The organism is Frigoribacterium sp. MCBA15_019 (genome assembly GCF_001864945.1).
In the GTDB taxonomy this organism is placed as follows: Bacteria; Actinomycetota; Actinomycetes; order Actinomycetales; family Microbacteriaceae; genus Frigoribacterium.
The window spans coordinates 484,718-509,632 of record NZ_MJGS01000012.1 but is presented as its reverse complement, the minus strand read 5'-3'; the positions used below and the strand labels follow the sequence as shown (position 1 = coordinate 509,632).

The following is a 24,915-nucleotide window of genomic DNA, read 5'->3' as shown; positions in this document are numbered from 1 at the left end:
GGCCGGATCGGTGCCCTCGCGACTCGGCGCGCGCCTAGCGTGGAGGGCATGCCGACCTCCGTCCTCGTCGTGTCCGACACCCACGTCCCGCAGAAGGCCAAGGCCGTGCCGGGGGTCGTCTGGACCGCGGTCGAGCGGGCCGACGTCGTCGTGCACGCGGGCGACTGGACCGGCGAACCGCTGCTCGACGAGTTCGAGGCTCGAGCGCGCCTCCTGATCGGGGTCTGGGGCAACAACGACGGTGACGGGCTGCGCGCCCGCCTGCCCGAGGTCGCCCGCACGACGATCGAGGGCGTGCGCCTCGCCGTGGTGCACGAGACGGGAGCCAAGGAGGCGCGCGAGCGACGCATGGACCGCCTCTTCCCCGAGACCGACCTGCTGCTGTTCGGGCACAGCCACATCCCGTGGGACACGACGACGCCCGCGGGCCTGCGCCTGGTGAACCCGGGGTCGCCCACGGACCGCCGGCGCCAGCCGCACGCCACCTACCTCACCTTGACCCTCGACGCAGGCGAGGTGCGCGACGTGGTGCTGCACGAACTGCCCGTGGCCGCACGCGACCGTACGGGGGTGCTTCCGCACCCCCGCATGACGACCTAGCCGGCGGGCGTCTCGGCAGGGGCCGCCGACTCGGCCGGGGTCGGCGACGGGCTGGCCGTGCCCGACTCGGTGTAGCTGTTGCCGGCGGCCGTGACGACGAAGCTGCGGAACTCCTGCACCGTGAACGGTCGGCTGCCGTCGTACTTCTGACCGTTGACGAGGACCGTCGGGGTGCCCGTCAGGGCGTCGAGGTCGCTGTTGGGCAGGGGCCCGTCGATGGCCCGCTGTGTCGACGCCGTCACCCACGAGCCGAACTCGTCGTCGTCGATGCACCTCGTGATGTCGCTCGCCTTCGTCACCCCGTCGACGCCGGTCGCGATGTCGGCGAGCTGCGAGTCGTCGAGACCACGGGTGCCCTCTTCGGGTTGCTGCTCGAACATCGCGGTGTTGAAGTCGAAGAACGAGTTCGGCGAGTAGTTCGCCACGCAGGCCGCCGCGTTGGCCGCCCGGTTGCTGTACTTCGTGCCGAGGGACTGGTTCGTGAGGATGGCGACCGGGTGGTACTCGACCGTCGCCGCCCCCGACTCGACGAGCCCGCTGATGTAGTCGTTGTTGGCCTGCTCGAACTCGCCGCAGATGGGGCAGAGGTAGTCGAGGTAGACGACGATGTCGACCGTGTCGCTCGACGCCGTGGTGGCCGACGCCGTGGGTTCGTCGTCGGGGCCCAGGGCCCCGGTCTGCACGGCCTCGAAGCCCTGACCGATCTTGATTCCGTCGCTCGCCATGTTGGCGGGGCCGGGGCCGGCCGGACGGATGCTGTTCGTGATCACCAGCACGACGCCCACGACGATGGCGATCACCACGAGGGCGAGGCCGCCCTGCAGCGCCCACTTGCCGGCGCGTTGGCGACGCTTCTGCTTCTGACGGGCGAGCTGGGCCTTCTGGCGGGCCGCCGCGCGCCGCTGGTTCTTGGTCAACGACGAGTCGTCGGGATTCAGGTCAGTCATGGGGCTCCGGTGCGCGACGGCCTCGCATGGTCGCGTCGAGCGGGTGGTGGGGACGGTCGCCACGAGTCGTGGCCACGAAACATGGTACGAGGCGAGCCTGGCAGAAGTCCGCCAGGCGCGGGCGAGAGAGGGTGGAGAAGAGGCGCTCCCGTGGCGATCCGAGAGATTTTCATGGCATGCTGATCGGTGGTGGTCACCGCAGACCTCTGAGGTTGATCACCGTCCATTCACAACGGATCGTCCGGCACGTACCTGCCGGTGAAGGAGAAGATCATGGCGTCAGTCACGTTCAGCAAGGCAACTCGTCTCTACCCCGGCTCCACGCGAGCCGCGGTCGACGGCATCGACCTCGAGGTCGCCGACGGCGAGTTCCTCGTGCTCGTCGGCCCCTCCGGCTGCGGCAAGTCGACCACCCTGCGCATGCTCGCGGGCCTCGAAGAGGTCAACTCGGGTGACATCTACATCGGCGACCGCAACGTCACCGACGTCCCCCCGAAGGACCGCGACATCGCGATGGTGTTCCAGAACTACGCGCTGTACCCGCACATGACGGTCGCCGAGAACATGGGCTTCGCCCTGAAGATCGCCGGCGTCGGCAAAGAAGAGCGCGCCACCCGCGTCCTCGAGGCCGCCAAGCTGCTCGACCTCGAGCCCTACCTCTCGCGCAAGCCCAAGGCCCTCTCCGGTGGTCAGCGTCAGCGCGTCGCCATGGGCCGCGCGATCGTGCGTCAGCCCCAGGTGTTCCTCATGGACGAGCCGCTGTCGAACCTCGACGCCAAGCTCCGTGTGCAGACCCGCACCCAGATCGCCTCGCTGCAGCGTCGCCTGGGCGTCACCACGGTCTACGTCACGCACGACCAGACCGAGGCCCTCACCATGGGTGACCGCATCGCCGTGCTGAAGGACGGCGTCCTGCAGCAGGTCGGCACGCCGCGCGATCTGTACGAGAAGCCGCAGAACGTCTTCGTCGCCGGCTTCATCGGTTCGCCCGCCATGAACCTGCTGCCCGCCGACGTCGTCGACGGCGGCATCCAGTTCGGCACCGCCGTCACCGCGGTCGACCGCGACACCGTCGGCCAGGCCAACGGCAAGAGCGTCACCGTGGGCGTCCGCCCCGAGGACGTCGTGGTCAACACGACCGGCGAAGGCCTCGCGGTCACCGTCGACGTCGTCGAAGAGCTCGGCGCCGACGGCTACCTCTACGGTCACACCGAGGTCGACGGCAACCGCGTCGACGTCGTCGTCCGCGTCGACGGTCGCAACCACCCCAAGCTGGGCGAGACGATCTACGTCACCCCGCAGGCGCACCACGTGCACGTCTTCGACACCGAGAGCGGCGAGCGCCTCGGCGACAAGGCCGTCGTCAGCGCGTAGCACCCCGTCGGGTCGGCCCGTCGAGTCCGCTCGGAGCACTCCTCCGATCGACCCGGCGGGCCGTCCCGCGTTCCGGCCCCGCGCCTCCTGACCTCCCCCCGCCGCCTCGCCTCAGGCGACGATCCCCCGCACGAGAGGCCCTCATGCCCGACTCCCTCAACATCACCTCGGCCACCGCCGACCCGGCGCTGCTCGACCTGCCCTGGTCCCTGCCGCTCGACGAATGGCCCGACGAGGCCATCGCGACCCTGCCCAAGGGCATCTCGCGGCACCTCGTGCGCTTCGCGCACCTCAGCGGTTTCGTCATCGCGATCAAGGAGACGTCGGGCGAGATGGCCCGCGGCGAGTACGAGATGCTGCGCACGCTGCAGCGCATGGACATCCCGTGCGTCGATCCCCTCGCCGTCATCACCAACCGCCAGGACGCCGACGGGTCGCCGCTCAACCCGGTGCTCGTCACCCGGCACCTGAAGTTCTCGCTGCCGTACCGGGCGCTGTACTCGCAGACGCTGCGCCCCGACACGGCCCGTCGCCTCGTCGACGCGCTGGCCCTCCTGCTCGTCCGGCTGCACATCATCGGCTTCTACTGGGGCGACGTGTCGCTTTCCAACACGCTGTTCCGCCGTGACGCCGGGGCGTTCGCCGCGTACCTCGTCGACGCCGAGACCGGCAAGCTCTACCCGGGCGGCCTCTCGAACGGTCAGCGCGAGAACGACCTCGAGGTCGCCCGCGTCAACATCGCCGGCGAGCTGCTCGACCTCGAGGCCGGCGGTCGCCTCGACGACAATCTCGACCCGGTCGACGTGAGCAACGGCATCGTCGCCGCGTACCGCAGCCTCTGGACCGAGCTGACCGGTGCCGAGACTTTCGACAGCTCGGAACGCTGGCGCATCAACGACCGCGTCGAGCGCCTGAACGACCTGGGCTTCGACATCGAAGAACTCGCGATCAAGACGGCCGAGGGCGGCAGCCAGGTCAAGATCCAGCCGAAGGTCGTCGACGCGGGGCACCACTCGCGCCGCCTGCTGCGGCTCACCGGCCTCGACGTGGAGGAGAACCAGGCCCGTCGCCTGCTGAACGATCTCGACGCCTACCGCATGCGCACCGACCAGTCGGACTCGGACGAAGAGATGATCGCCCACGAGTGGGCCTCGCGCGTCTTCGAGCCCGTCGTGCGGTCGATCCCCCGCGACCTCCGCGGGCGACTCGAACCGGCCGAGGTGTTCCACCAGCTGCTCGAGCACCGCTGGTACCAGTCGCAGGCCGAGAACCGCGACGTGCCGATCGCCGAGGCCCTCACCTCGTACATCAACGACGTGCTGCGGCACCGTCGCGACGAGCAGATGGTGATCGAGCCGGCGACCGAGTCGATCACGCTGCCGGAGGCCGCCCGGCTCGAGGCCGACGAGGCCGACGCCGACGAGGACTGGCGCAGCAAGGTCTGAGGACGCAGGAGGCGCGGGCCGGCGACAGCCGACCCGCGCCTCCTCGAGGCCCCGCGTCTCGCGGGTGCCCGTGCCTACTTCTTCTTGCGCTCGGCGCGCAGCTTCGAGATCTCGTACAGGGTGACCGAGGCCGCGATGCCGGCGTTCAGCGACTCGACGGCACCGGAGATCGGCACCGACACGATCGCGTCGCAGGTCTCGGCCACGATGCGCGACAGGCCCTTGCCCTCGCTGCCGACGACGACCACGATCGGGCGGTCGGCGAGCTCGAGGCCGGGCAGCATGACGTCGCCGTCACCGTCGAGGCCCACGACGAACACGCCCTGCTCTTTGAACGACTTGAGGGTCTGCGTCAGGTTCGACGCCATCGCGACGGGGATGCGCGCGGCCGCACCGGCCGAGGTCTTCCAGGCCGACGCCGTCAGGCCCACCGAACGACGCTGCGGGACGATGACGCCCTGCCCGCCGAACGCGGCCACCGATCGGATGATCGCCCCGAGGTTGCGCGGGTCGGTGATGCCGTCGAGCGCGACGAAGAGCGGCTTCTGCTGACGCTTGACCGCGGCCTCGAGCATGTCGACGGGGTGCGCGTACTCGTACGGCGGAACCTTGAGCGCGACGCCCTGGTGCACGGAGTCGTGCCCGGTGATGCGGTCGAGCTCGGGGCGCATGACCTCGAGGATCGGCAGGCCGCGACGGGTGGCGAGCTGCAGGATCTCTTTGGTGCGCTCGTCCATCTCTATGCGGGCGGCGATGTAGAGGGTCGTCGCCGGGATGCGCGTCCGGAGGGCCTCGACGACCGAGTTGCGACCGGTGACCATCTCGTGGTCGTCGGCCGACTTCGGACGGCGTCGGGGTGCGTCGGGTCCGCCGCGACCGGCGATCGGCGACCCGGCGCGGGGGCCGGCTCCGCCACGACCGCGCGCCGCCTCGAGCCGGTCGCGCGCCGCCTTGGCCTTGCCCGCGGGGTGGTAGGGGCGGTCCTCGGCCGCGGGAGTGGGCTTCTTGCCCTCGAGCGCCTGGCGCCCCTGCCCGCCGCTGCCGACCTGCTTGCCCTTGCTGCCCTGCCGCACGGCACTGCTGCCGGGACGGCCCTTGCGTGCTCCGCTGGTGTTCTTCACTGTTCGAGGCTCCAATGCGACCCGCTGGGGGTGTCTTCGATGGTGATGCCGGCGCCCGTCAGGACGCCTCTGATCTCGTCGGCCCGCGAGAAGTCGCGATCGGCCCGGGCTTGCTGGCGTTCGGCCAAGAGTACGTCGACGAGCGTGCCGAGCGCGCGGTGCGCGTCGCCCTCGTCTCCGGCGCGCCACTCGGGCGCCGTCGGGTCGATGCCGAGCACGGCCACCATGGCGGCCACGTGCTGCCAGGCGCGCGCGGCGGTGTCGAGGTCGCCGTCGTCGAGGGCCACGTTGCCGGCGCGCACCGTGTCGTGCAGCACGGCCACGGCCTGGGGGACGTTGAGGTCGTCGTCCATCGCCTCGCCGAACTCGTCGGGCACGACGCGGGCACCGACCCCGGCGAAGCGCGTGTCGGCGAGGCGGCGCTGTGCCCGCTCGAGGAACGTCTCGACGCGGTCGAGCGCGGCCTCGGCCTCGAGCAACGCGCCCTCGTGGTAGTCGATGGTCGACCGGTAGTGCGCGGCGCTGAAGAAGTAGCGCACGACCACGGGCCGGGCCTGCGCCAGGAAGTCGGCGGCGAAGATCGAGTTGCCGAGGGACTTCGACATCTTCTGGCCCTCGACGGCGACGAGGCCGTTGTGCATCCAGTGCGAGGCGAAGCCCATGCCGGCCGCGGTCGACTGCGCGAGCTCGTTCTCGTGGTGCGGGAACCGCAGGTCGAGCCCACCGCCGTGGATGTCGAACGCCTCGCCGAGGTACCGGGCCGACATCGCCGAGCACTCGATGTGCCAGCCGGGTCGCCCTTCGCCCCAGGGCGAGGCCCACGAGGCGGACTCGGGCTCGTCGGCCTTGTGGCCCTTCCACAGCGCGAAGTCGCGGGGCTCGCGCTTGCCCCGGGGGTCGGCGTCGGTGGCGGGCGCCATGTCGTCGATCGACTGGTTGGTCAGGGCGCCGTAGGTCGGCCAGCTGGCGGTGTCGAAGTAGACGTCGCCCGAACCGTCGGGGGCGACGTAGGCGTGCCCCTTCTCGAGCAGCGTCGTGATGATCTGCTGCATCTCGCTGACGCTGGCGGTCGCCCGGGGCTCGTAGGTCGGCGGCAGGATGCCGAGCGCCTGGTAGCCCGCGGTGAACTCGAGCTCGTAGCGGTAGGCGCGAGCCCACCACTCTTCAGTCGTGTCGGCGGCCAGCGCGAGGATCTTGTCGTCGATGTCGGTGACGTTGCGCACGAGGGTGACGTCGAGGCCACGGTAGGTGAACCAGCGGCGCCAGAGGTCGTAGACCAGGGCCGAGCGCAGGTGCCCGATGTGGGGCGACGACTGCACGGTGGGTCCGCAGACGTAGAGCCCGACCTGGCCGGGCACGAGCGGGACGAAGTCGACGAGCGTCTGCTGACGGGAGTCGTAGAGCCTGATGGTCACGTGATCAGCCTATTTGACGCAGCTTCTGCCGTGTCGCCCGCGGACGACCCGTCGCGCGCGACGAGCGCCGTCGCGATCACGGCCACGCCTTCGCCCCGACCGGTGAAGCCGAGCCCGTCGGTCGTCGTGGCCGACACGCTGACCGGCGCCCCGACCACGCGGGTCAGCTGGTCCTGCATCTCGACGCGGCGGGAGGACAGCCGGGGGCGGTTGCCGATCACCTGGACGGCGACGTTGACCGGTGCGGCCCCCGCCGCCGCGAGCAGCTCGAGGGTCGCCGTGAGGAAGACGTCGCCCGACGCCCCGGCGAAGCGGGGGTCGTCGGTGCCGAAACTCGACCCGATGTCGCCGAGACCCGCGGCCGAGAGCAGGGCGTCGACGATCGCGTGGGCGACCGCGTCGCCGTCGCTGTGGCCCGCGAGGCCCGCTTCGCCCGGGAAGTGCAACAGCCCGAGGTGCATCGGCTGCGCCGCGTCGAACGCGTGGACGTCGGTGCCGACCCCGGTCAGGAGGCGCGGGGCCGGTCGACCGGTCGCCTCGCGCCCCGGCCCGGTCGCCTCGCTCTCGGCGACGATCGTCTCGGCCCGTCGCAAGTCCCACGGGGTGGTGATCTTGAAGGCCACGGGGTCGCCCGCCACGATGCGGACGCGCCGGCCCGCGGCGGCGAAGAGCGCCGCGTCGTCCGTGTGCTCGACGGATGCCGTCGCGTACGCGTGGTCGAGGGCGGCGCGGGGGAAGCCCTGAGGCGTCTGCATGGCGACGAGTTCGCTGCGGTCGACGGTGTCGACGACGAAGGCCGCGTCACCGTCGACGCGTTTGATCGTGTCGGTCACCGGCAGGCCCGGGACGACGCCGTCGCCGGTCGCCTCGACGGCGGCGGCGACCAGGTCGAACTGGGCGGTGGGGGTGAACGGTCGGGCACAGTCGTGGACGAGCACGGTCTCGACGTCGGGCCCCAGGGCCGTCAGGCCGGCCGCGACGGACTGCTGGCGCGTGGCACCGCCCACGACGACGGAGGCGTAGCCGCGGGCCGGGCCGGCGACGGCGTCGACGAGGGTGCGGGACTCGTCGACGAGTGCCGCGGGCACGACGACGACGACCTGTGTCGGCACGACCGACGCGAAGACCGCGTCGAGCGAACGTTCGAGGATGCTGCGCCCGGCCACCTCGACGAAGGCCTTCGGCCTTCCGAGGGCGAGGCGCGTGCCGCTGCCGGCCGCAACGACGACGACCGCCCGACCGACGCCGGACGGGGTGTGGACCCCACCGTCGTCGACCGAGCGGTCGTCGGGAGTGCTAGGACGCAAGGACCTCGTCGAGAACGCTCGACGCCTTCTCTTCGTCGGTCTTCTCGGCGAGCGCGAGCTCGCTGATCAGGATCTGACGAGCCTTGGCGAGCATGCGCTTCTCGCCGGCCGAGAGGCCACGGTCCTGATCGCGACGCCAGAGGTCGCGGACGACCTCGGACACCTTGATGACGTCACCGCTGGCGAGCTTCTCGAGGTTCGCCTTGTAGCGGCGCGACCAGTTGGTCGGCTCTTCGGTGAATGGGGCGCGGAGCACGTCGAAGACGCGGTCCAGCCCTTCTTTGCCGATGACGTCTCGCACGCCGACCAGGTCGACGTTGTCTGCGGGTACTTCGATGGTCAGATCACCCTGGGTGACGCGAAGCTTGAGGTACAGCTTCTCTTCGCCCTTGATGATCCGCTTCTTGACTTCTGAGATTGTCGCTGCCCCGTGATGCGGGTATACAACGGTCTCGCCGACCTCGAACTGCATGAATCAGGCTCCATTCTGCGACACCCAGGATACCATAAGCCAGCGTTGGTAAGGCTGCCCTAAGGAACCGACTCCCGTGGGCGCGGATAAGCTGGACGACGTACGTTTGTCGTGACGCTGATCCTGGAGGACACCTGTGCGAGCCCCAACCCTGAAGTCGCGCGGCTTGACGACGCGGTTCGTCTCGGCCGCCGCCGTCGGTGCCGCGGTCGTCCTGACCGCCGCCGGGTGCAACTTCATCAGCCCGCAGGCCACCACCAAGCAGTACGACGCGAGCGACGGCACGAGCGTGAACGTCGGCGACATCCAGGTGCGCAACGCGATCGCCCTCACCGCCAGCGAGGGTGACGGCGGCACCGCCAGCCTCAGCATGGTCGTGCTCAACACGAGCGACGAGGCCGCCGAGGTCTCGTTCGAGTACCCCACGACCTCGGGCAAGAAGACCCAGACCGTCGAGGTCGACGGCTCGTCGCAGGTCTCGCTGGGCACCGAGCCCGGTCAGGACCAGTTCCTCATGGAGTCCCTCGACTCCGACCCGGGTGCCCTCGTCACGATCTTCGTCCAGTACGGCACCGAGACCGGCAAGTCGTTCGTCGTGCCCGTGCTCACCGGCGCACTGGGCGAATACGCCACCCTGCTGCCCTCGCCCACGCCGTCCGCCGAGGCCACGCCCTCGTCGACGCCGTTGCCCGAGGCGACCGAGCAGGCGCCGTCCTCGTCGCCGACGCCGTAGCATCCCTCCCCCGTCAGCCGAGAGGCCCGGCCCGCCGTGTGCGGTGCCGGGCCTCTCGCGTCCGACGCGCACCGCGCCTCCTGGGCCCTCGACGCGGTCCGAGCGGGCCGTCGGCCCGTGCCCCTGGTCAGGCCTCGATGCGGTACCCGAGGCCGCGCACGGTGACGAGCGCCTTCGGCTCGGACGGCACGGCCTCGATCTTCGAGCGGATGCGCTTGATGTGCACGTCGAGGGTCTTGGTGTCGCCGAAGTAGTCCGACCCCCAGACCCGGTCGATCAGCTGACCACGCGTGAGCACCCGACCGGCGTTCCGCATGAGCAGTTCGAGCAGCTCGAACTCCTTGAGGGGCATGGCGACGTCGTCACCGCGGACCGTCACCACGTGCCGCTCGACGTCCATGCGGATGTCGCCTGCCTCGAGCATCGAGTCGGACAGGTCGTCGGGGTCGACGCGGCGGCGCAGCACGGCTCGGATGCGGGCGAGCAGCTCTCGGGTCGAGTACGGCTTGGTGACGTAGTCGTCGGCACCGAGCTCGAGACCGACCACGATGTCGACCTCGCTGTCCTTCGCGGTGAGCATGACGATCGGCACCTGGGACTTGGTGCGGATCACGCGGCAGACCTCGGTGCCCGGGATGCCCGGGAGCATGAGGTCGAGCAGCACGAGGTCGGCACCGGTCTTGTCAAAGGCGGTGACGGCGGCCGGGCCGTCCTCGGCCACGCTCACCTGGTAGCCCTCGCGCTGCAGGATGTAGGCGAGCGGCTCGCTGAGGGACTCTTCGTCCTCGACGATCAAGATGTGGGTCATCGGGTCTCCATGGTCATCGTGTCTCCTGGTGCTCTGGTGCCGAGGCGGCCGTGGTCGGGATCGATCGGGTGTCGGGGTCGACGTCCGCGGCCGGCAGGCGCAGGGTGAAGGTCGACCCCTTGCCGACCTGCGACCAGACGCGCACGTCGCCGCCGTGGTTCTGCACCACGTGCTTGACGATGGCGAGCCCGAGGCCCGTGCCGCCGGTCCGTCGCGACCGGGCCGGGTCGACCCGGTAGAACCGCTCGAAGACCCGGTCGAGCTCGTCGTCGGGGATGCCGTAGCCCTGGTCGGTCACGGAGATCTCGACCACCCCGCCCGTGTCGAGGGTGGCCCCGATGCCGACCCGCGACCCGTCGGGCGAGTAGTTGATGGCGTTCGCGACGAGGTTGTCGACGGCCGTGACGAGCATCGCCTGGTCGCCGTTCACGTGCGCGTGCTTGCCACCCCGGACCACGAGGTCGATGCCCCGCGCCTCGGCACCCACGCGGTTGCGGTCGACGGCGGTGTCGACCACGGTGCGGACGTCGACCGAGTCGCTGGTCTCGAGCGCGTCGGTCGCCTGCAGACGCGACAACTCGATGATGTCCTGGGTGAGGCGACCGAGCCGGCCGGCCTCACGGGTCAGGCGGGCGGCGAAGTGGCGCACCTGCTCGGGGTCGGCCGACGCGGACTCGAGCGCCTCGGCGAGCAGGCCGACGGCGCCGATGGGCGTCTTGAGTTCGTGGCTGATGTTGGCGACGAAGTCACGGCGCATGTCGTCGAGCCGGCGCCCCTCGGTGCGGTCCTCGGCGAGCACCAGCACGAATCGTCCGCCGAGTGCCGCGGCCCGCACGTGCACGGCGATGGTGGCCTCGCTGCCGGGCAGGCGCGGCAGGGTGAGTTCTTCGACCACGGGGTCGCCGTGCCGACGCACCGCGTCGACGATCGTCTCGACCTCGGGGTGCACGAGGTGCTGCTGGGCCGAGACCAGTCCGAGCTGGCGCGCCGCGGCCGAGGCCTTGAGCACGTTCCCCGAGGGGTCGACCACGAGGCCGGCCGACTCGAGGGCGTCGAGCACGGCGTCGATGCCGTCGGGCAGGGCGACGTCGACGAGCGCCGCGGCACGCACGGCTCGTCGGTGGGCCGAGACGACGACCACCACGATCGCGGCGCCGACGACGACCCCGAAGGCCAGCGACAACGGCACCAGCCAGGCGGATTCCATGTCGTTCACAGTAGTGACCCCCCGGCGGGTGGACGAACGGGGGTCGCCCCATCCGCTGTACTTTGGTCAGAGTTCAGGCGGTGATCACCGGTCGTTAACCTTCACCGGAGAGCATCGTCGGGACTGTGCGGGCGACTCTGCCCCCACGTCACGAGCCGAGCGTGCGTCCCGCACGTCGCTCACAGCCACCGTGCTCCCAGGGCCACCGAGCCCCCACGACGAGAGGGTCGAACACGACATGCGCGAGGTATTCCAGCAGGAACTCCTGGAGGTGCAGGAGCGTCTCGTCGAGATCGCCGGCCTCGTCGCCGTCTCGATCGCGAACGCGACCACGGCCTTCAACGAGTCGAACGTCTCGTTGGCCGAGCAGGTCATCGCCGACGACGACAAGATCGACGAGCGCGCCATCGCCCTCGACGAGCTGGCCATCGACATCCTGGCCCGCCAGAACCCGGTCGCCCGCGACCTGCGCATCGTGGTCAGTGCGCTGCGCATCAGCGCCTCGCTCGAGCGCATGGGCGACATGGCCGAGCACATCGCCCAGCTCGCCCGCTACCGGTTCCCCGAGAAGGTCGTGCCGAAGTCGCTCCGCCCGACCTTCAAAGAGCTGGGCGAGCTCGACGTCGCCATCGCGAACAAGCTCACCGAGCTGCTCACGACCGAGGACGTCCGCCTCGCCGAAGAGATCCGCAACGACGACGACCGCATCGACGAACTGCACCTCAGCGTCTTCGACAAGGTCCTCGGCGAGACCTGGAAGGGCGCGGCCGTCGACACGGTCGACTCCACCCTCGCGTCGCGCTATCACGAGCGCTTCGCCGACCACGCGGTGTCGATCGCCAAGAAGGTCCAGTACCTCGCCACCGGCGACTGGGTCGCACCCGAGGTCTGATCGACTGCTGACCTGCAGGAGGCGCGGTGTCCGTTCGACGGGCACCGCGCCTCCTGCATTCGGTCGGGGCCTCCGCCGTCCGCGAGGATGGGGGCATGGCTTCAGTCGCGATCCTCGTCAACGGTCTGCCCGGATCGGGCAAGACCACCCTCTCGGCCACGCTGGCCGGCGTGCTCGGCTGCCCGCTGCTCGCGAAGGACCCCGTCAAGGAGGCGCTGGTCGACCTGGCCGGGCCGATGATCGCCCCCGAGGCCCTCGGCGGCATCGCGATGGACACCGTCTGGGCGATGGCGGGCGAGGTCGAGGCGGGCGTGGTCGTCGACGCGTCCTGGCACCGGGACCGCGACCTCGAGGTCGCGCGGGCCGGCGTCGAGCGTGCCGGGTCGCCCCGCACCGTCGAGGTGTGGTGCGACGTCGACCCCGAGGTGGCCCTGCAGCGCGTGGTCGACCGGCTCGCGGCCGGCGGCCGTCACCCGGCGCACGGCACCGCCGAGTCGGCCCGTGCCGCCTGGCCGACGTGGGTGGCCGGTGCCGAGCCCCTCGGGCTGTGGCCGGTCATCCGCGTCGACACGAGCGCGCCCGTCGACATGGACGACCTCGTGATGCAGATCAGCGCCCGATTCGTCTGAACGCCGAAGCGCCCCGCGACCCCGAGAACGGGGCGCGGGGACGTCAGGAGGTGCTACTTCTTGCCCTGGTTCGCGACCGCGGCGGCACCGGCGGCGGCGGCCTCGGGGTCGAGGTAGCGGGCCGGGCCGGTCGGCACGAAGTCGTCGTCGAGCTCGTAGACGAGCGGGATGCCCGTGGGGATGTTCAGCTCGGCGATCTCGTCGTCGCTGATGCCGTCGAGGTGCTTCACCAGCGCACGCAGCGAGTTGCCGTGTGCGACGACGAGGGTGACGTCGCCGGCGGCCAGGCTCTCGGTGATGTCGCTGTGCCAGTAGGGCAGCATGCGCTCGATGACGAGGGCGAGCGACTCGGTGCGCGGGGCGTCGATGCCGAGTTCGGCGTAGCGCTTGTCGTGGGCCTGCGAGAACTCGCTGTCGTCGTCGAGCGGGGGCGGCGGCACGTCGAACGAGCGACGCCAGGTCTGGAACTGCTCGGGGCCGTACTGCTCGAGCGTCTGCGCCTTGTCTTTGCCCTGGAGCGCACCGTAGTGGCGCTCGTTGAGACGCCACGAGCGCTTGACGTCGATCCAGAGGCGGTCGGCCTCTTCGAGGGCGATGTCGGCGGTCTGGATCGCCCGGGTCAGGCGCGACGTGTAGAGGATGTCGGGCAGCAGGTCGGCTTCGCGCAGCAGCTCGCCGGCACGCTTGGCCTCGCGGCGGCCCTGCTCGGTGAGCCGCACGTCGACCCATCCGGTGAAGAGGTTCTTCGCGTTCCATTCGCTGTTGCCGTGACGCAGGAGGATGAGGGTCGAAGTCATGCCGCCAGCGTATCGCGACGGCCCGATGGCAGACTTGGCGCATGCCCATCGGTTCCGTCACGCGCGGCACGACCGGCACCAACCGCCTGCGGCGCGTCGATCGCTGGATCGCCGCGCACCCGTCGTTCCGGCGGGCGGACGACCCGCTCGTCGTCGACCTGGGGTACGGGGCGAGCGCGACGACTCCCCTCGAACTGCACCAGCGCCTCCTGAAGGTGCGCGACGACGTCGAGGTCGTGGGCATCGAGATCGAGCCCGAGCGCGTCCGACTGGCGAGCCTGTCGGCTCGGCCCGGTGTGAGCTTCCGGCGGGGTGGCTTCGAGGTGCCGCTCGACGGCGACCGACGACCGGCGGTGATCCGGGCGTTCAACGTGCTGCGACAGTACGACGAGTCGCAGGTCGCCGACGCCTGGGCGCTCATGACGGCACGGCTGCAGCCCGGTGGCGTCCTCGTCGAGGGCACCTGCAACGAGGTGGGGCGCGTGGCGAGCTGGGTCGACGTGACGCCCGTGGGGCCGACGACCTTCACGATCTCGCTGCGGCTCGCCGGGCTCGAGCTGCCCTCGATCGTGGCCGAACGGCTGCCCAAGGCGTTGATCCACCGCAACGTCCCGGGCGAGCGGGTGCACGACCTGCTCGTCGACCTCGACCGGCAGTGGGCGGTGGCGGCCCCGCTCTCGGTCTACGGACCGGTCCAGCGGTGGCTCGCGACGGTGCAGGGGCTGCGCGACGCGGGCTGGCCGGTGCAGGGCGGGCGGTCACGGTGGCGGCTCGGCGAGCTCTCGCTGCCCTGGGCCGCGGTCGCCCCACGCGACTGACCCTGGGCGGGACTCCTCAGACGCGGGCGAGCCGCGCTCGGGCCTCGTCGTGGTCCAGTCCGGTGGCCATCAGGAGGTCGACGAGCAGCGGGCGCAGCATCAGCACGACCATCGCCTCGGTCACGGGCGCGCCGGGCAGCACGACCGTCGGGTCGAGTCGACGGGCGACGGCCGACAGGGCCTCGCGGGCGACGGGCCGCTGCTCGACGTCGTGCACCGAGCGGCCGAGCACGGCGACCGCGCGCGAGGTCGACTCGAGCAGGTCGGCCAGAGCCGACCGGTCGACGCCGTCGCCGAGCTGCGTGTCGAGCCGCCGCGCGACCACCCGCAGGTTGCGCACGGCGAGGTCGACGTAGCGCCGGACGGTCGCCTGCTGCCGCAGATCCGGCAGCCGAGAGCGCAGGAACGGCGACAGTCGGGCGATGGACTCGGCCGACTCGAGGGTGGACGACCAGTCGTCGAGCACCGGCTGCGTCGACCGCAGCCGCTCGAGGGCGTCGTCGGCCCGCGGGGCGTCGTCGGTGCGGAGGGCGCCGACCAGCGCCGCGAAGGCCCGGTCGACCTCGTCGAACAGGCGCCGGGCGTCGTGGCGGGCCAGGCCGACCGGGTCACGGGGCACGATCGCCGTGACGAGCAACGCCACGGCTCCCCCGACGGCGCCGTCGATGCTGCGGACGAACGCCCCGCCGTCGGGGTCGGGCAGCAGCATGACGAGCATGGACTGGGTCGCGGCCGCCGCGGCGAAGGCGCTGCTCGACGAGAAGAACCGCGCGACCAGCAGCGTCACGAACAGCACGAGGGCGATCTGCCACAGCCCCTTGCCCACCACCAGGAGCAGGACCTCGCTGAGCGCGATGCCGATCAGCACGCCGACGGCGTTCTCGAGCACCCGTCGCGGGCGGGCGTCGCGGGCCAGGCCGAGGGACGAGATCGTGATGGTGACGGCCAGCAGGGGGATCGCGTGCCCGAGGCCGTAATGCGTGATGGCGTAGGCCCCGGCCACCGCGAGCACGATCTGGACGATCGCCGGACCGGACGCGATCGTGCGCGCCGTCGCGTCGCGCACGTCGAAGGACGAGGAGGCGCGGTGCCAACCGCGTCGCAGCCCGCCGCCGCGCGTCGGCCCGGTCACGACCGGGCCCGGGTGCACTGCCTCACCGGGCCGTCAGCGGCGGACGGCGCCGAGGCGCGGCAGCCGGGGAACACCCGCGGCGGCACCGGCCGAGGCGGGCACGACGATCTCTTGCGCGGCCGCGATCATCAGGTCGTCGACGACGACGGCCAGCGGGGCGGACTCGTCGGTGCCGCGCTTGACGAGCGCGAGGGCGACGGGACCGAGCTCGTGGTGGAGGGCGACGCTCGTGATGTGACCGACCGACCTGGGTGCGGTCGCCTCGGGGACGGGCACCGCGCCTCCTGCGGTGTCGGCCTCGTCGGGGGCGCTGCCCGCGACCGGGGCCAGCACGACCTCGGCACCCCGCTCGGGCAGCACGCCGTCGCTGCCGTCCAGGTGGAGCATGACGAGCCGCCGCGGCGGGTGGCCGATGTTGTGCACCTTGGCGACGGTCTCTTGACCGCGGTAGCACCCCTTGGTGAGGTGCACGGCGCTGCGCATCCAGTCGAGCTCGTGCGGGATGGAGCGCTCGTCGACCTCGGTCGAGAGTCGGGGACGCCAGGCTTCGATGCGCAGGGCCTCGAGCGCGAGGGTGCCCGCCACGGCGAGCCGCTCGGCCGGGAGGGCCGCGAGTGCGTCGAGGTCGGATCGTCGGACGAGGCTCTCGCGGTAGGTCCAGTCGTGGCCCGGGTGACGGTCGGAGTCGGCGTAGCTGTGACCGCCGGCGGTCACCTCGTGCCAGGGGTCGACCCAGACGAGCGCCGTGTCGTGCGACGTCATGACCGGGACGAGCGGTTCGGCGCCGTGGCCACCGCCGAGCAGGTCGTGCATCGAGCCGATCGTCGCGACGTCGCCCGTGCGGTCGGCGACCTCGACGCGCAGCATGAAGCGCATCCGGTCGAGCCAGGTGCCGAGGGGGTCGACCTCGGAGCGGTCGACGAGCAGCCAGGTGGTCTCACCGTCGTCGAGGACGCGGGCTGCGTGCTCGAGACGTCCGTTGGCGTCGAGCAATAGGGTCTCGGTCGAGACTCCCGGCGCGAGGGCGACGAGGGCTTGGCTCGTCAGCGAGTTGAGCCAGCTGAGCCGGTCGGGCCCCGTCACGGTCAGCACGCCGCGGTCGGACAGGTCGACGACCGCCGCCCCCCGGGCGAGCAGGCGCTGTTCGCCGAGTGGGTTGCCGTAGTGCGCCGCCACGCCCGAACCGTCGTCGACGAAGCCGTCGCGCGACGAGAACGGCGAGACCACGGGGCCCGTGGTCTCGAGGGTCGGGTCGCCGACGTCAGTCAACGCGCGCCAGCTGCCCGGATGCGTGAGAACGCAGCTCTTGGCCGAGGGCCGCGATGTCCCACGCCCAGAAGAGCTTGCCCTCGACGAGGCCGTACATGCGGGTGGCGGCCGAGTACTCTTTCGCGTTGCTCGACCGGACGACGGCGTCGGTGGCGAGGTCGATGCGCGGACCCTTGACCCGACCGAGGTAGAGCTCGTTGACGCCGGTCGGGTGGGCGATCTGCACCTCGAGGCCGAAGCCGTCGTCGGGCGTGCGCAGGATCTCGACCGCGCGGGCCGAGGTGAACGGCTGGACGCCGACGCCGGGCAGCATGCCCGGGCCGCGGTCACCCGGCTCGGCCGGGCGTTCGAGGCGCCAGTAACCGGTCTCGCTCGTCAGAGGCGTGTGCTCGTCGTCGAGCAGCCAGGTGAACGAGCTGTAGTTGAGGAACGGCAGGCCGTCGTGGCTGAAGCTGATGCGCTGGCCGAACTCGTGGGTGCGACGTTCGGTGCCCGGTTCGGCGTCGGGGTCGCCCTCGCCGATCTTGTAGTCGACGACGCCGGTGCCCTGCCAGACGCCGATCAACCACGAGAGGGGGACGAGCTCGGACGGCAGGTCGGTGGGGATGTCGATCATGGAGCGGTCAGCGCTGACCCTTGAACAACTTGAGCAGGACGACGACCGAGACGAAGCCGATGGCGAGGGTGGCGAGGCCGAGGAGCCCGATGTAGAACACCTCGAGTGCGAGCAGGGAATCCATGTCGTCGAGCCTACCCGGCGACCACCGACGTGCCCAGTCCTTCGGGGCGACCGTTCAGACGAGCCGTGGGGCCGGTGGTCACACGAGCGCGAAGACGCCCGTCACGACGGCTAGGATGACCAGGCTGCCGCAGGTGCTGAGCATCGTGCGCGACACCAGGCCGTCCTTCTGGCTCGTGGCCAGCTGCAGCACGAAGGTGAGCACGATGGCCCCGCCGAGGGCGAGGACGACGTGGTCCCAGTACTCGGAGGCGGGCGACCGCAGGCCGATCAGCACGGCCACGACGAGCGTGGCGGCCCAGACCGGGACGACCGTGATCGGCTTGAGCCGTGCCGTCGTCGCGTCGACGTCTCGTTCGCCTGCCTGCACCGTTCGTCCCTCGTTCGTGTCCGCCGTTCTGCCGACCTGCCCTAGCATCGGATGGTCGGAGTGGCGGGGTCTCATGTTTTAGACTGCTCGACAGTACATTCACTGGAGGTCGTGTGGCGCAGCTCTTGGTACTGACCTCAGCGGGCGGCCCCGACGTCCTGCCGTCGCTCGCTCTTCTCAGCCACCGTACCCGGCAGATCCCGGCCGAACCCGCGCAACTGGTGAACGCGCCCTCGAGCGACCTGATCTTCGTCGACGCCCGCGCCGACCTCGCCAGCGCCAAGTCGCTGTGCAAGATCCTGCGCACCACCGGCGTCACGGTGCCGCTCGTCCTGGTGCTCACCGAGGGCGGGCTGACCGCCGTCAACAGCGAGTGGGGCGTCGACGACGTCATCCTCGAGACCGCCGGTCCCGCCGAGATCGACGCCCGCATCCGCCTGGTCACGGGTCGTCTCGCGCAGTCGCAGAACGGCTCGAAGATCCACGCCTCGGGTGTCGTCATCGACGAGGCCAGCTACTCGGCCAAGGTGCACGGCCGACCCCTCGACCTCACCTTCAAAGAGTTCGAGCTGCTGCGCTTCTTCGCCACGCATCCGTCCCGCGTCTTCACGCGCGAGCAACTGCTCAGCGAGGTCTGGGGCTACGACTACTTCGGCGGCACGCGCACGGTCGACGTGCACGTCCGGCGCCTCCGGGCCAAGCTCGGCGACCTCGAGTCGCTGATCGGCACCGTGCGCAACGTGGGCTACCGGTTCAACGTCTACGACGACGACGCCCAGGCGGTCGTCTCGTGAGCACGGTGGCGTGGTGACGGGCGCGGCCGACGCGACCCGCGCCTCCTTCGTGCCCACGCTCGCTCGCGCGGCCACCGAGGCCGACGGCAGCCCGCCGTTCTCCGACCAGACGCTGGTCGACGTCCGGTCGGGCGTGGCGACCGTGGTCGGCGATCCGCACGCCGCAGCGGTTCTGCGCGACGGCGAGGCCGAACTGGTCGTGCACCCCGACGACCGCCGGCAAGGGCGCGGTGCCGAGCTGCTGCAGCGACTCGTCGACGAGACCGAGGGTCCGCTGCTGCTCTGGGCCCATGGCGACCACCCGGGCTCGCGCGTGCTCGCCGCGCGCTTCGGCCTCGCCGAGACGCGGCGCCTGTTGCAACAGCGTGCCGACGTCCCCACCGAGCCCCGCACACCCCGCCTGCGTGACGGCGACCGGGTCGCCTCGTTCCGACCGGGCGTCGACGATCGGGCCTGGCTCGACCTCAACGCCCGGGCGTTCGCCGACCACCCCGAGCAGGGCTCGCTCGTCCAGTCCGACCTCGACGCCCGGCAGGCCGAGCCGTGGTTCGACGCCGGCGACTTCGTCCTGCTCTGGCGCGGTGACGAACTGCTCGCCTTCTGCTGGCTGAAGCTCGACGAGGGTCAGCCCGGTGAGTTCTACGCGGTCGGCGTCTCGCCCGACCACCAGGGCGAAGGACTCGGAGGCGCGGTGGTCGACGCCGGGTTCGCCCGCCTCCGCGAGCGCGGGGCCGACACCGCGGCGCTGTACGTCGAAGGCGACAACACCGCTGCCCTCCGGCTCTACGCGGCTCGCGGGTTCACGGACCACGCGGTCGACGTGCAGTACACGCTCACGCGCTGAGCGCTGCCCACGGAGGCCCGTTCTCGATCGGGGGGTGCGCGCCGATCCGGTCCACCGATATGCTGCGGGTCGGATGACAGCGATCGAGGGGGCATCATGACCGATCAGACCAGACCGAGCGGCGACCACCAGGGGCACGACGGGCCGCCGCCCGAGGAACAGCAGCACCAGGGGCAGCAGCACGAGGGGCAGCAGCACGAGGGGCAGCAGACTCAGGGGCAGGGGCACGAGCCGGCGGCAGCGCCTGCCGCGTTCCCGTACCAGGGCCTGCCGTACGGGCAGCAGCCCGAGGGGCAGGGGCAGCAGCCGTCCGGCTACGGACACCAGCTCTACGGTTCGGCGCCGCAACCGGGCGACCACGGACAACCGCAGGGTGCGTACGAGCAACAGCACGGCGCGTACGGACAGCCGCAGGGTGCGTACGAGCAACCCCACGGCGCGTACGGACAGCCGCAGGAGGCGCCCGGGCAGGATGCCCATGGCCAGCCGACCCAGCAGTTCGCGTACGCGCAGGCTCCGACTCCCCCGGCACCGAGGACGCCCGAGCAGGCCGCGCGACGTCGGCGACTGCTGATCGGCCTCATCGGCGGAGCGGCTCTGCTTCTCGTGCTGGTCGTGGCGGGTGCCGTGACGTTCGCCACGATGAGCGCCTCCCACCGGCCCGAGGCGACCGTCCGCGACTACCTCGGCGCGGTCCAGGCCGGAGAGGTCGAACGTGCCCTGGCCCTCGACGGCACCGAGGTCGCCGACGGCGACGTCCTGCTGACCGACGACGCCTACGCCGCGGCCGACGATCAGGTCGACGGGTTCCAGGTGGGCGCCGTCTCGACCGACGGAGACGACGCGCAGGTCGAGGCCGTCGTGCACCGCGCCGACGGGTCGACCCACGCGCAGGACTTCACCCTCGTGCGCGACGGGCGCGATCTGCTGTTCTTCGACCGTTGGGCGCTCCAGCCGGTCGACCTCGGCACGGTCTCGGTGCAGGTCGCCGGCCCGGCGTCGGCCGAGATCGCCGTCGACGACACGCCCGTCACACGGGGGTCCGACGGCTCGGTGAGCCTCAAGGCCTTCCCCGGCAGCTACGAGGTCGCCCTCGCCGGCGAGAACGAGTCGTACTCCGCCACCGCCGCCACGGCCGTGGTCGAGGGTGCCGACGTCGCCGCCCAGCCGACCCTGCTCACCACCACCCTCACGCCGGCGGGCACCACGGCGGCGACCGCCGCCGTCGACGCCTGGGTCGCGGGCTGCATCGCCTCGACCGACCTGCGTCCGGAGGGCTGCAGCTTCGGCCTCTACGACACGGAGTCGGGCCGGTACACGCTGTCCGGACAGAAATGGACCCTCGAGTCCGCGCCGCAGTTCACCGTCGGTGACTGGCAGGACGGCGGCTGGACGGTCAGCACGACGACACCGGGCTCGGCCTCCTTCACCGCCCAGGGGGTCGACGCCGCGGGCAACAGCGGCGTCTACGGCTCGCTCGCACCGGTGCCGGTGCGGGTGGGCGGCCTGATCAGCGACGTGACCGCCGACGGCGCCACCTTCACGTCGAGCGTCGCCACTCCGCTCACCTGAACCGAGGGGTACAACCGGGGTACATGAACGGCTCGGCGGGGCTTACTCCAGGGGGCCGAGCGGATCTGCCATCGCGCTCACAGCACCGTGGAGTGGATTGAGGCACCGCGCACGGCACGCATCCCATCGTCAGGAGAACACCATGAACCCCGTCAAGTTCCTTTCCGATCTCGGCCTCCAGAGCAAGCACGCCTACTGGGGAGGCTTCGCCTCCATCGTCATCGCCCTCGTGGCCTGGATCGCCTCGCAGGGCAAGGACTCGTCCGACAAGGCGCAGTCCGACCGCTGGGGCATCTTCATCGGCCACTGGGCGCCGACCTTCTTCGCCCTGGGCCTCGCCCTGAAGAACGAAGAGAAGTAGGCACGACACCACCCGCACGACGACGCCCCCGCCGACCCGGCGGGGGCGTCGTCGTTCGCCCGACCGCTCCTCCCCCGGCCGCCGGGTATCCACACGTCATCTCGCGTTTACCCGGGACGACGCTGAGAGGCGGTCGGGGGTGGCACGATGGTGCGATGGACAGCAGCGAACCCCGCGTCGACGGCGCCGGCGTCACCCCAGACTTCCTCGACGACTTCGACGAGATCGTCAGTTTCGAGGACGGCACCCTGCCCGCCGAGCGCTACCTCGACCGCGAGCTGAGCTGGCTGGCGTTCAACCAGCGCGTGCTCGAACTCGCAGAGGACCCGACCACGCCGCTGCTCGAACGAGCCAACTTCCTGGCGATCTTCGCGAGCAACCTCGACGAGTTCTTCATGGTGCGCGTCGCCGGCCTGAAGCGCCGCATCGCGACGGGCCTCGCCGTGCCGACCAACGTGGGGCGCGGGCCGAACGAGGTGTTGGCCGACATCAACAAGAAGGCCCACGAGCTGCAAGAACGTCACGCCCGGGCGTTCCTCGACCTGGTCAAGCCCGACCTCGACGACGCGGGCATCCACATCGAGAACTGGTCCGACCTCGAAGAGGCCGACCGGGTGCGCATGCGCGAGATCTTCGCCGAGCAGATCTTCCCGGTGCTCATGCCGCTCGCGGTCGATCCGGCCCACCCCTTCCCCTACATCTCGGGGCTGTCGCTGAACCTGTCCATCCGCGTCCGCAACCCCAAGACGATGCGACAGGAGTTCGCGCGCCTCAAGGTGCCGCAGATGCTGCCGCGCTTCGTGCAGCTGCCCGACAACGACAGCGGGCGCGTGCGGTTCATCCCCCTCGAGGACCTGATCGCCAACCACCTGCAAGACCTCTTCCCCGGCATGGAGGTCGTCGAGCACCACGTGTTCCGCGTCACCCGCAACGAGGACGTCGAGGTCGACGAGGACGAATCCGAGAACCTCATCCAGGCCCTCGAGCGCGAGCTGCTGCGCCGTCGGTTCGGTCCGCCGATCCGCCTCGAGATCACCGACGACATGGACCCGGTGACCCTCGAGCTGCTCGTGCGCGAACTCGACGTGACCGACCAAGAGGTCTACAAGCTGCCGGCCCCCCTCGACCTGGCCGGCCTGTTCGAGATCACCAAGATGGCGCGGGCCGACCTCAAGTACCCCAAGCACCTGCCGACCACGGCCGTCCAGCTGCAGCAGACCGAGCCGAACATGAAGCCCGACATGTTCGCCAGCATCGCGCGGCAGGACATCCTCGTGCACCACCCGTACGAGTCGTTCGCGACCAGCGTGCAGGCGTTCCTCGAACAGGCCGCCGCCGACCCCAACGTGCTGGCCATCAAGCAGACGCTGTATCGCACGAGCGGTGACAGCCCGATCATCGAGGCCCTCATCGACGCCGCCGAGGCGGGCAAGCAGGTCCTCGCGCTCGTCGAGGTCAAGGCGCGGTTCGACGAACAGAACAACATCACCTGGGCGCGCAAGCTCGAGAAGGCCGGCGTGCACGTCGTCTACGGCCTCGTCGGGCTCAAGACCCACTGCAAGCTCGCCCTGGTCATCCGCCAGGAGAAGGGCACGCTGAAGCACTACACGCACATCGGCACGGGCAACTACAACCCGAAGACCAGCCGCATCTACGAAGACATGGGCCTGTTCACCGCCGACGACCAGGTCGGCAAAGACCTGACCCGCCTCTTCAACGAGCTCTCGGGCTACGCGATCGAGAAGAAGTTCAAGCGACTGCTCGTGGCTCCCCGCTACCTCCGTCGCGGTCTGCTCAAGCAGATCCAGAACGAGATCGAGAACGCGCAGGCCGGGCGCCCCTCGGGCATCCGCATCAAGATCAACTCGATCGTCGACGAGCAGATCATCGACGCGCTCTACAAGGCGAGCCAGGCCGGCGTCCCCGTCGACGTCTGGGTGCGCGGCATCTGCACGATCAAGCCGGGCGAGCCGGGGCTCAGCGACAACATCCGTGTGCGGTCGATCCTCGGGCGCTACCTCGAGCACAGCCGTCTGTTCTGGTTCGCCAACGACGGCGACCCGCAGGTCTTCATCGGAAGCGCCGACATGATGCACCGCAACCTCGACCGTCGCGTCGAGGCCCTGGTGCGCCTGACGCAGGCCGACCACCTCACCGAGGTCGCCGACCTGTTCGAGCAGGCCATGTCGGAAGAGACCGCCTCCTGGTGGCTCGAGTCCGACGGCACCTGGACCCGCCACGCCCGTGACGCCGAGGGCCGATCGCTGACCGATCTGCAGAACGCCCAGATGAAGGCCATCACGCAGCGGAAGCGCTCCAAGCGATGACCGTCACCTCGACGACCGTCGTCGCCGCGGGCGCCGTCTGCTGGCGGCTGGTCGAGGGCAAGGTCCGGGTGCTGCTGATCCACCGCGACCACCACGGCGACGTCTCACTGCCCAAGGGCAAGGTCGACCCGGGTGAGGCGACGCCCCAGACGGCCGTTCGAGAGATCCACGAAGAGACCGGCTACCGCGTCACGCTGGGCGCCCCGCTCGGCACGGCCGAGTACCTGCTGCCCGGCGGTCGCGACAAGGTCGTGCACTACTGGTCCGCCGAGGTGACCGACGAGTCCGTCGCCCAGGCCGGGGCGTTCACGCCCAACCACGAGGTCGCCGCCATCGAGTGGGTCGGCATCGACAAGGCGAAGGCGATGCTGACCTACGCCCGCGACGCCGACGTGCTCCAGCGCTTCGCCGACCGGGTGAGGACGGGCAGGGCTCGCACCTTCCCGATCGTGGCCCTCCGTCACGCCAAGACGACGTCGCCGTCCGACTGGCACGGCTCGGACGCCACGCGCCCTCTGCTGCCCCAGGGCCGCCGCCAGGCGAAGTCGGTCGCACCGGTCATCGCGGCCTGGGCCCCGACGCGCATCGTCAGCAGCACGGCGGCGCGGTGCCTGGCCACGCTCGAGCCCTTGTCCGAGCTGACCCGGGTCGGCGTCCGACAGACCGACGCGATCAGCCAGGACGCCTTCGAACAAGGCACGGACGACGTCGCCGGGGTCGTCAAGAAGCGACTCAAGAAGAAGGTCGCGGCCGTCATCTGCAGCCACGGCCCCGTGCTGCCCGAGGTCATCCGGCAGATCTCGCTGGGCACCAAGGGGGGCGACCGCATCGACCTGCGCCGTGCCTCGTCGCTCGGCACGGCCGAGTTCACGGTGCTGCACGTCTCGGTCGACGACACGGCGCTCGTCGCGATCGAGACCCACGGCCCGGCCGCCTGACCCG

25 protein-coding genes are annotated in these 24,915 nt (G+C 70.8%); 13 read left to right on the top strand and 12 right to left on the bottom strand.

The genetic code is table 11. The annotated features are described in order from the left end of the window. Positions 1-48: 48 nt before the first annotated feature. The gene (locus tag BIV04_RS11585) at positions 49-600 is read left to right on the top strand and encodes a metallophosphoesterase (RefSeq protein ID WP_071256405.1); all 552 of its coding nucleotides are present in this window, start codon (positions 49-51) and stop codon (positions 598-600) included. Here the strand turns inward: BIV04_RS11585 and BIV04_RS11580 are convergent. Beyond that, a complete protein-coding gene (locus tag BIV04_RS11580; RefSeq protein WP_071256404.1) occupies positions 597-1,547 on the bottom strand; it encodes a thioredoxin domain-containing protein in 951 nt (316 codons plus the stop codon). The two genes, BIV04_RS11585 and BIV04_RS11580, sit on opposite strands and share 4 nt — an antisense overlap. A 273-nt stretch (positions 1,548-1,820) precedes the next feature. Between BIV04_RS11580 and BIV04_RS11575 the strand changes: the two genes are divergently transcribed. Together BIV04_RS11575 and BIV04_RS11570 are read left to right on the top strand one after the other, a co-directional pair. Next, positions 1,821-2,921: an ABC transporter ATP-binding protein gene (locus BIV04_RS11575; protein ID WP_043597318.1), complete on the top strand. Its 1,101-nt coding sequence runs from the start codon at positions 1,821-1,823 to the stop codon at positions 2,919-2,921. A gap of 143 nt (positions 2,922-3,064) precedes the next feature. Then, positions 3,065-4,366: a DUF4032 domain-containing protein gene (locus tag BIV04_RS11570; RefSeq protein WP_055974662.1), complete on the top strand. Its 1,302-nt coding sequence runs from the start codon at positions 3,065-3,067 to the stop codon at positions 4,364-4,366. A gap of 74 nt (positions 4,367-4,440) precedes the next feature. On the opposite strand, the gene rlmB is transcribed toward BIV04_RS11570, so the two are convergent. Genes rlmB through BIV04_RS11550 form a run of 4 tightly spaced genes read right to left on the bottom strand, consistent with a single transcriptional unit; the run spans position 4,441 to position 8,681 of the window. Beyond that, on the bottom strand, positions 4,441-5,487 hold the full coding sequence (rlmB, locus tag BIV04_RS11565) for a 23S rRNA (guanosine(2251)-2'-O)-methyltransferase RlmB (RefSeq protein WP_055974665.1): 1,047 nt from the start codon (positions 5,485-5,487) through the stop codon (positions 4,441-4,443). Continuing rightward, positions 5,484-6,902: a cysteine--tRNA ligase gene (gene cysS, locus BIV04_RS11560; protein ID WP_071256403.1), complete on the bottom strand. Its 1,419-nt coding sequence runs from the start codon at positions 6,900-6,902 to the stop codon at positions 5,484-5,486. The genes rlmB and cysS overlap by 4 nt, the downstream gene beginning before the upstream one ends. Beyond that, entirely contained in the window at positions 6,899-8,209 is a 1,311-nt protein-coding gene (ispD, locus tag BIV04_RS11555) for a 2-C-methyl-D-erythritol 4-phosphate cytidylyltransferase (protein ID WP_071256402.1), read from the bottom strand. Before ispD ends, cysS begins: the two co-directional genes overlap by 4 nt. Beyond that, positions 8,199-8,681, bottom strand: coding sequence for a CarD family transcriptional regulator (locus BIV04_RS11550; RefSeq protein WP_043597211.1), 483 nt, complete (start codon positions 8,679-8,681; stop codon positions 8,199-8,201). The genes ispD and BIV04_RS11550 overlap by 11 nt, the downstream gene beginning before the upstream one ends. Before the next feature lie 166 nt (positions 8,682-8,847). On the opposite strand from BIV04_RS11550, the gene BIV04_RS11545 reads away from it, so the two are divergent. Further along, positions 8,848-9,414 carry a hypothetical protein gene (locus tag BIV04_RS11545; protein ID WP_071256401.1) on the top strand — a complete coding sequence of 189 codons (567 nt, stop codon included), beginning with the start codon at positions 8,848-8,850 and terminating at the stop codon, positions 9,412-9,414. A 127-nt stretch (positions 9,415-9,541) separates the two neighbouring features. On the opposite strand, the gene BIV04_RS11540 is transcribed toward BIV04_RS11545, so the two are convergent. Both BIV04_RS11540 and BIV04_RS11535 read right to left on the bottom strand, forming a co-directional pair. Beyond that, complete coding sequence (locus tag BIV04_RS11540; RefSeq protein ID WP_043597216.1) at positions 9,542-10,222, bottom strand: response regulator transcription factor; 681 nt, start codon at positions 10,220-10,222, stop codon at positions 9,542-9,544. Between the two features lie 13 nt (positions 10,223-10,235). Next, the gene (locus BIV04_RS11535; protein ID WP_071256400.1) at positions 10,236-11,429 is read right to left on the bottom strand and encodes a cell wall metabolism sensor histidine kinase WalK; all 1,194 of its coding nucleotides are present in this window, start codon (positions 11,427-11,429) and stop codon (positions 10,236-10,238) included. Between the two features lie 238 nt (positions 11,430-11,667). On the opposite strand from BIV04_RS11535, the gene phoU reads away from it, so the two are divergent. Both phoU and BIV04_RS11525 read left to right on the top strand, forming a co-directional pair. After that, positions 11,668-12,321 carry a phosphate signaling complex protein PhoU gene (gene phoU / locus BIV04_RS11530; RefSeq protein ID WP_043597221.1) on the top strand — a complete coding sequence of 218 codons (654 nt, stop codon included), beginning with the start codon at positions 11,668-11,670 and terminating at the stop codon, positions 12,319-12,321. Between the two features lie 95 nt (positions 12,322-12,416). Continuing rightward, positions 12,417-12,950 carry an ATP-binding protein gene (locus tag BIV04_RS11525; RefSeq protein WP_083396385.1) on the top strand — a complete coding sequence of 178 codons (534 nt, stop codon included), beginning with the start codon at positions 12,417-12,419 and terminating at the stop codon, positions 12,948-12,950. A 53-nt stretch (positions 12,951-13,003) separates the two neighbouring features. On the opposite strand, the gene BIV04_RS11520 is transcribed toward BIV04_RS11525, so the two are convergent. Next, the gene (locus BIV04_RS11520) at positions 13,004-13,747 is read right to left on the bottom strand and encodes a phosphoglyceromutase (RefSeq protein ID WP_043597224.1); all 744 of its coding nucleotides are present in this window, start codon (positions 13,745-13,747) and stop codon (positions 13,004-13,006) included. Positions 13,748-13,788: 41 nt separating this feature from the next. On the opposite strand from BIV04_RS11520, the gene BIV04_RS11515 reads away from it, so the two are divergent. After that, positions 13,789-14,565 (top strand): SAM-dependent methyltransferase, encoded by a 777-nt coding sequence (locus BIV04_RS11515; protein ID WP_071256399.1) that lies wholly within the window; start codon positions 13,789-13,791, stop codon positions 14,563-14,565. Positions 14,566-14,581: 16 nt separating this feature from the next. On the opposite strand, the gene BIV04_RS11510 is transcribed toward BIV04_RS11515, so the two are convergent. From BIV04_RS11510 to BIV04_RS11495, 4 genes are all read right to left on the bottom strand, one after another. After that, entirely contained in the window at positions 14,582-15,697 is a 1,116-nt protein-coding gene (locus tag BIV04_RS11510; protein WP_177174810.1) for an aromatic acid exporter family protein, read from the bottom strand. A gap of 33 nt (positions 15,698-15,730) precedes the next feature. After that, positions 15,731-16,924 (bottom strand): folate-binding protein YgfZ, encoded by a 1,194-nt coding sequence (locus BIV04_RS11505; protein WP_071256397.1) that lies wholly within the window; start codon positions 16,922-16,924, stop codon positions 15,731-15,733. 34 nt (positions 16,925-16,958) lie between these two features. Continuing rightward, complete coding sequence (locus BIV04_RS11500) at positions 16,959-17,582, bottom strand: FABP family protein (RefSeq protein WP_071256396.1); 624 nt, start codon at positions 17,580-17,582, stop codon at positions 16,959-16,961. A 202-nt stretch (positions 17,583-17,784) separates the two neighbouring features. Next, positions 17,785-18,075, bottom strand: coding sequence for a hypothetical protein (locus BIV04_RS11495; protein WP_054146868.1), 291 nt, complete (start codon positions 18,073-18,075; stop codon positions 17,785-17,787). A gap of 113 nt (positions 18,076-18,188) precedes the next feature. On the opposite strand from BIV04_RS11495, the gene BIV04_RS11490 reads away from it, so the two are divergent. From BIV04_RS11490 to BIV04_RS11465, 6 genes are all read left to right on the top strand, one after another. Next, entirely contained in the window at positions 18,189-18,869 is a 681-nt protein-coding gene (locus BIV04_RS11490; RefSeq protein ID WP_043597237.1) for a winged helix-turn-helix domain-containing protein, read from the top strand. Positions 18,870-18,879: 10 nt separating this feature from the next. Next, positions 18,880-19,713, top strand: a complete 834-nt coding sequence (gene mshD, locus BIV04_RS11485) for a mycothiol synthase (protein ID WP_071256395.1) — start codon at positions 18,880-18,882, stop codon at positions 19,711-19,713. 96 nt (positions 19,714-19,809) lie between these two features. After that, positions 19,810-21,285, top strand: a complete 1,476-nt coding sequence (locus tag BIV04_RS11480; RefSeq protein WP_071256394.1) for a hypothetical protein — start codon at positions 19,810-19,812, stop codon at positions 21,283-21,285. A 142-nt stretch (positions 21,286-21,427) separates the two neighbouring features. Continuing rightward, positions 21,428-21,646: a hypothetical protein gene (locus BIV04_RS11475; protein ID WP_054146872.1), complete on the top strand. Its 219-nt coding sequence runs from the start codon at positions 21,428-21,430 to the stop codon at positions 21,644-21,646. Between the two features lie 155 nt (positions 21,647-21,801). Beyond that, entirely contained in the window at positions 21,802-23,973 is a 2,172-nt protein-coding gene (locus BIV04_RS11470) for an RNA degradosome polyphosphate kinase (RefSeq protein WP_071256392.1), read from the top strand. Further along, positions 23,970-24,911 (top strand): NUDIX hydrolase, encoded by a 942-nt coding sequence (locus BIV04_RS11465; protein ID WP_071256390.1) that lies wholly within the window; start codon positions 23,970-23,972, stop codon positions 24,909-24,911. Before BIV04_RS11470 ends, BIV04_RS11465 begins: the two co-directional genes overlap by 4 nt. The last annotated feature ends 4 nt before the right edge of the window (positions 24,912-24,915 follow it).

Coding starts and splice junctions, on each gene's coding strand:
- BIV04_RS11585 (WP_071256405.1), top strand. CDS start 49: ATGCCGACCTCCGTCCTCGTCGTGTCCGACACCCACGTCCCGCAGAAG.
- BIV04_RS11580 (WP_071256404.1), bottom strand. CDS start 1,547: ATGACTGACCTGAATCCCGACGACTCGTCGTTGACCAAGAACCAGCGG.
- BIV04_RS11575 (WP_043597318.1), top strand. CDS start 1,821: ATGGCGTCAGTCACGTTCAGCAAGGCAACTCGTCTCTACCCCGGCTCC.
- BIV04_RS11570 (WP_055974662.1), top strand. CDS start 3,065: ATGCCCGACTCCCTCAACATCACCTCGGCCACCGCCGACCCGGCGCTG.
- BIV04_RS11550 (WP_043597211.1), bottom strand. CDS start 8,681: ATGCAGTTCGAGGTCGGCGAGACCGTTGTATACCCGCATCACGGGGCA.
- BIV04_RS11540 (WP_043597216.1), bottom strand. CDS start 10,222: ATGACCCACATCTTGATCGTCGAGGACGAAGAGTCCCTCAGCGAGCCG.
- BIV04_RS11535 (WP_071256400.1), bottom strand. CDS start 11,429: ATGGAATCCGCCTGGCTGGTGCCGTTGTCGCTGGCCTTCGGGGTCGTC.
- phoU (WP_043597221.1), top strand. CDS start 11,668: ATGCGCGAGGTATTCCAGCAGGAACTCCTGGAGGTGCAGGAGCGTCTC.
- BIV04_RS11525 (WP_083396385.1), top strand. CDS start 12,417: ATGGCTTCAGTCGCGATCCTCGTCAACGGTCTGCCCGGATCGGGCAAG.
- BIV04_RS11520 (WP_043597224.1), bottom strand. CDS start 13,747: ATGACTTCGACCCTCATCCTCCTGCGTCACGGCAACAGCGAATGGAAC.
- BIV04_RS11515 (WP_071256399.1), top strand. CDS start 13,789: ATGCCCATCGGTTCCGTCACGCGCGGCACGACCGGCACCAACCGCCTG.
- BIV04_RS11500 (WP_071256396.1), bottom strand. CDS start 17,582: ATGATCGACATCCCCACCGACCTGCCGTCCGAGCTCGTCCCCCTCTCG.
- BIV04_RS11480 (WP_071256394.1), top strand. CDS start 19,810: ATGACCGATCAGACCAGACCGAGCGGCGACCACCAGGGGCACGACGGG.
- BIV04_RS11475 (WP_054146872.1), top strand. CDS start 21,428: ATGAACCCCGTCAAGTTCCTTTCCGATCTCGGCCTCCAGAGCAAGCAC.
- BIV04_RS11470 (WP_071256392.1), top strand. CDS start 21,802: ATGGACAGCAGCGAACCCCGCGTCGACGGCGCCGGCGTCACCCCAGAC.
- BIV04_RS11465 (WP_071256390.1), top strand. CDS start 23,970: ATGACCGTCACCTCGACGACCGTCGTCGCCGCGGGCGCCGTCTGCTGG.